The sequence below is a fragment of the Longimicrobium sp. genome (assembly GCA_036377595.1).
GTDB lineage: Bacteria > Gemmatimonadota > Gemmatimonadetes > Longimicrobiales > Longimicrobiaceae > Longimicrobium.
The window spans coordinates 1-4,445 of the sequence record DASUYB010000049.1; the positions used below are offsets into that span (position 1 = coordinate 1).

Sequence of the window (4,445 nt, forward strand, 5' to 3'; positions counted from 1 at the left end):
GGCGTGGTGAAGCCCATCTTGTCGGTGCGGTGGATCACCGAGCGCGGCAGCGTGCCCCCGGCCAGCCGGCGGAGGACGGGCTTCAGGTCGCCGTTCCCCAGCATCGCGCGCGGGTCGAGCTTCTGCACATGGCGCACGAGGAGGCCGGCGGACGCCGCGGCCAGGTCGAAGGCGCGCTTGGCGGCGGGATACAGGCGAGGAGCCGTCACGCCATCGCCGCCACCGGCGTCCGCGACGCCCGCCCGGCCGGCTTCAGGAACCAGCACCCGCCCCGGCCGTCAAGCCGGATGTCGACCGAAAGGCCGCGCGCGTCGAGGAACTCGTGGACCGCCCGCTCGCAGCCGTAGCAGCTGGCGTAGTCGTCCACGATCACCGCACCGCCGGGCGAGACCAGGTCGTACAGCCCCTCCAGGCACACCTTGGTGCTCTCGTACCAGTCGCCGTCGATCCGCAGCACCGCGATGGACCCGATCTTCTCGCGCCACACGGGTACGGTGTCCTGGAACCACCCCTGCACGAAGCGCACGCGGTCGGCGGGGAAGCCCTCCTGCTCCAGCAGCAGCCGCTTGACCTCGTCGAGCGTGCCCAGGCAGTCGCCGCGGACGAGCGGACGGACGTGGTCGCCGGTGTCGGACTGGCCGTCGCGGAAGTCCTCGGCCGTGGGATCGGGGAGCCCTTCGAACGAGTCGAACAGCCACAGCCTGCGCCCCTCGCCCGCGGCGCCGCCGCGGAAGAGCACGCCGCCCATCAGCGCGGCGCAGCCGCCGCGGGCCACGCCCAGCTCCACGAAGTCGCCGGGGACGCCACGGTCCAGCATCTGCTTCGCCAGGCGCCAGGTGGCCTCGAGCCCGCCGATGCCCACCAGCGTCCAGGGCATCACGTGGCGGATGCTGCGGATCATCTCCCGCTGCTCGGTGTTGCCCAGGACGCGGACGGCGCCCGCCGCGGCGTATCCCGCCCGCACCGCGCGGCGGTACCCGGCGTAGCCGACGTCGTACACCCTCTCGAACGCGGCGGGCGGCAGCACCTTCTTCAGCAGCCGCACGGGAACCTTCACCACCGCCTTCGCCCGCATCGCGATCCCCATTCAGCCCTCCATGTCAGGTCAGGTTCAAAGCTGCACGGGCGGCACCCGGCCGGGCAACCTCCCCGGACGGATCCCGGCGCCGGCTCGCGCAGACCAAGGCTCGACTTCTCCGCCGTTCCCGCAGGAGCCGGGCGAGGCCGTGCCGGCGCCGCCACCGCTCCCCTTCGTTCGTCACCCCGGATGATGCGCGGGATCGCCCTTCGCCACCGCGCCGGCCGCCGGCCAGGAGAAGGCGCGCAGGTCGGCCAGGCGGGGGAACTCGAAGTACCCGGACGGGGCCGTGGAGGGGGGAGGAACCCGCCCGGGGAGCGGCGCCAGCGCGCCGGTCCGCTCCACCTGCCGCACCACCTCGGCCAGGAGGCGGCCGCCACTGCGCTTCTTCTCCAGCATCAGGTCCATGAACGAGGCGCAGCCCGCCACGGCGCACCCCTCGACCGCCAGCACTTCGCCGGCGTCGACCTTCGGCGTCATCACGTGGATGCTGGTGCACGACACGCGCTCGCCGCGGGCCACCTCCCAGAAGGTGGCGAAGTGGCCGCGGTACTGCGGCAGGCGCCCGTTGTGCACGTTCACCGCGCCCAGGCGGGGCACCTCCAGCACCCGCGCCGGGAAGATGACCGGCGCGCCCAGGGAGAGGAGCAGGTCGGGCGCCGCGCCGCGCAGCAGCTCCATCCCCTGTGCGTCGCCGAGCTTCGGCACCTCCACCACCCGGGCGCCGCCCTCGGCCAGGGAGGAGAGCCACTCGCGCTGCAGCCCGTAGGCGCGGTCGCGCCGGGTGAGCGGGCGGCCCAGGCGGCGCGCCGCCGCCATCCGCGCGAGCCCCCGGGGCCCCACCAGCTTCCAGGCCGCCAGCGCGCGCTCGGCCGGGGTGCGGAACCCCAGCTCGGGGCGGGGCGGCAGGACGACGACCAGCTCCGGCTCGGGGCCGCCCGCCTCGCGATACGCCTGGGCGAACACGCCGCCGAAGGTGTCGTAGGCGTTGGTGGCGACCACGATCCTCACGTCTTCACCTCGCGCGCGAGGGCGGGCGCGTAGCCCAGGCTCTTCACGTACCGCACGAAGTCGGCGAGCACGCCGAAGTTCTGCGGCCCGATCCCGCTCTGGAAGCGCTGCGGCACGTCGCCGGGGATCTGCTGCTGGTCGAAGGGGACGAACTCGGCCGGGTGCGAGTAGAACACCAGCGTGTGCGCCCGCGCCGCCACCCGGCGCACCGCCCAGCACACCCGTTTCAGCCCCAGCACCCGCAGCGCGCTCATGTTGATGGGAAACACGAACGTCGACGGCGGGATCTCGAGGATGCGGCTGGAGCCGCGCGCGCCCAGGTTCCGGCGGTCGGGGTGGTACGGCCCCAGCGGCGCGCGGTAGTACCGCAGCGAGTTGGGGCGGCTGTAGCCGGTGGTCAGGCGCCGCACCGGCACCGACGAGTCGAACTCGTACTCCAGCTCCTCCAGCACCCGCAGCGTGGTTTCGCTCACCCACAGGTTGGGCGCGCGGAACGCCACCGGCCGCACGCCGGCGGCATCCCACACCGCGCGCGTGGAGCGCTCCATCCACTCGCGCTGCGGCCCGCAGCCGGCGCGCTGGAAGTCTTCCTCGCTGGTGCGCCCCTTCTGGCCGTGCTCCCAGCCGTGCGTGCCTACCTCGTGGCCGCGCTCCACCCCCTCGCGGATCAGCGCCGGGTATTCCTCGGCGAAGCGGCCGGTGATGAAGAGCGAGGTCCGCAGCGCGTGCTCGTCGGAGAAGTCGTACAGCTGCTGCAGCCCAACCTGCGATCCCGGAACCCAGTCGACGTCGATGGTGAACAGGAACTGCTTCGGCCTTCCATTCTGGTTCACGCGCCCCTCACGAATCGGACAGCGCACGCTGCGCCCGCCTGGCCGCCGGAGCGGCCAGCCGCCTGCGCGCCAGCACCTCGAAGATCTGGTCCATCTCCCGGCCCGCCACGTCCAGCGAAAGGTGCTCCAGGTAATACTCCCGCCCCCGCCCTCCCATCCGTTCCAGCTCGCCCGCGGGGAGCGCGGCCATCCTGCGCATCGCCGCGGCCATCGCCGCCGGGTCCTCGGGGGGCACCACCACGCCCGCGCCGGCGTTCTCCACCAGGTCCGCCACGTCGCCGCGCGCGCCCAGCAGCACGGGGCGCCCCGAGGCCAGCGACACCTGCGTCTTGCTGGGGATGGTGACCGCCATGAAGGGGAAGTCCTTCAGGTGCACCAGCAGCACGTCGGCCAGCGCGTTGATGCGCGGCATCTCCCAGATCTCGCGCCGCGCCACGAAGCGCACGTTGTCGGCCCGCAGCTCGGCCGCCAGCGCCTTCAGCTCGCCTTCCAGCGCGCCGGTGCCCACCACCACCACCTGGATGCGGGGGTCGTCCCTCACCATGGCGGCCGCGCGGATCACCGTGTCGAGCCCCTGGAAATAGCCCAGGTTTCCCGCGAACACGAAGTTGAAGCGCCCCGTCATCCCCAGCTCCGCCGCCAGCGCCTGGTCGCGCTCCAGCGGCCGGAAGGTCTCCTCGTCGGCCCAGTTGTACACCACCCGCAGCTTGGCCTCGGGAACCCCGCGCTCCATCAGGATGCGCTTGAACCCGGGCGACAGCACGGTGATGACGTCGGCGCGGCGGTACAGGAAGCGGCAGTACGCGCCCAGCACCGACTTGATCAGGCGGTTGACGCGTCCCTGGGGGAGGAACCCCGAGTCGGTGGCCGACTCGGGCCACAGGTCGCCGATGTGGTGCACCACCGGTGCGCGCCACAGCAGCTTCAGGATCAGCGCCGACAGCCCGTTGGTGGGCGGGGGATCGTAGAGGTACACCAGGTCGCCGCGCCCCACCAGCGCCACCCCCAGGGTGGCCGCCGACAGCGCGAAGCTGAGGTAGGTCCAGATCCGCCGCAGCGCGCTGGTGTCGTGGCTGGGGTAGATGGGCACCCGCAGCACCGGCACGCCGTCCATCACCTCGCGCATCCACGGGCGCATCCGGTAGCCGGGATACAACCGCCCGACGGGATAGTTGGGGAACGCGGTGAGCACGCGCACCTCGTATCCCCGCCCGGCCAGCCAGCGCGCCAGCGGGAGCCCGCGGATGTTGCCGGGCTCGGGGTCGAAGGTCATGGTCACGAAGATCACGCGCGGCTTGCGCGCGGCCCCGCTCTCACTCCGCGGCAAGCGCCACCTCCGCCCGCGAGCCCGCCGCGTGGCCGGCCGAGGAGCGCGGCGGGGTCACCGCGTACTCGTTCAGCCACAGGTCCAGCATCAGCAGGCCGAACACCTCGCGCGAGAACTTGGTCTCGGCGTGGAAGCTCATGCTCTTCAGGTCGTACAGGTCGCGGAAGCGCGAGTTGGAGATCTGCTCGCGGATGAA

General features: G+C 72.7%; 6 protein-coding genes. All 6 read right to left on the reverse strand.

Annotation, left to right across the window (positions count from 1 at the left end; translation table 11 throughout):
* On the reverse strand, nucleotides 1-209 hold a 209-nt coding region (locus VF092_07000), incomplete at its 3' end, for an asparagine synthase-related protein (GenBank protein HEX6747030.1).
* The gene (locus VF092_07005) at nucleotides 206-1,087 is read right to left on the reverse strand and encodes a TylF/MycF/NovP-related O-methyltransferase (protein HEX6747031.1); all 882 of its coding nucleotides are present in this window, start codon (nucleotides 1,085-1,087) and stop codon (nucleotides 206-208) included. The genes VF092_07005 and VF092_07000, both read right to left, overlap by 4 nt.
* Nucleotides 1,088-1,258: 171 nt before the next feature.
* Nucleotides 1,259-2,089, reverse strand: coding sequence for a formyltransferase family protein (locus VF092_07010; GenBank protein ID HEX6747032.1), 831 nt, complete (start codon nucleotides 2,087-2,089; stop codon nucleotides 1,259-1,261).
* Nucleotides 2,086-2,922, reverse strand: coding sequence for a polysaccharide deacetylase family protein (locus VF092_07015; protein HEX6747033.1), 837 nt, complete (start codon nucleotides 2,920-2,922; stop codon nucleotides 2,086-2,088). The genes VF092_07010 and VF092_07015 overlap by 4 nt, the downstream gene beginning before the upstream one ends.
* A 7-nt stretch (nucleotides 2,923-2,929) precedes the next feature.
* On the reverse strand, nucleotides 2,930-4,249 hold the full coding sequence (locus tag VF092_07020) for a glycosyltransferase family 4 protein (protein HEX6747034.1): 1,320 nt from the start codon (nucleotides 4,247-4,249) through the stop codon (nucleotides 2,930-2,932).
* A partial coding sequence (locus VF092_07025) for a hypothetical protein (protein ID HEX6747035.1) occupies nucleotides 4,236-4,445 on the reverse strand: 210 nt, incomplete at its 5' end. The genes VF092_07025 and VF092_07020, both read right to left, overlap by 14 nt.

Coding starts and splice junctions, on each gene's coding strand:
- VF092_07005 (HEX6747031.1), bottom strand. CDS start 1,087: ATGGGGATCGCGATGCGGGCGAAGGCGGTGGTGAAGGTTCCCGTGCGG.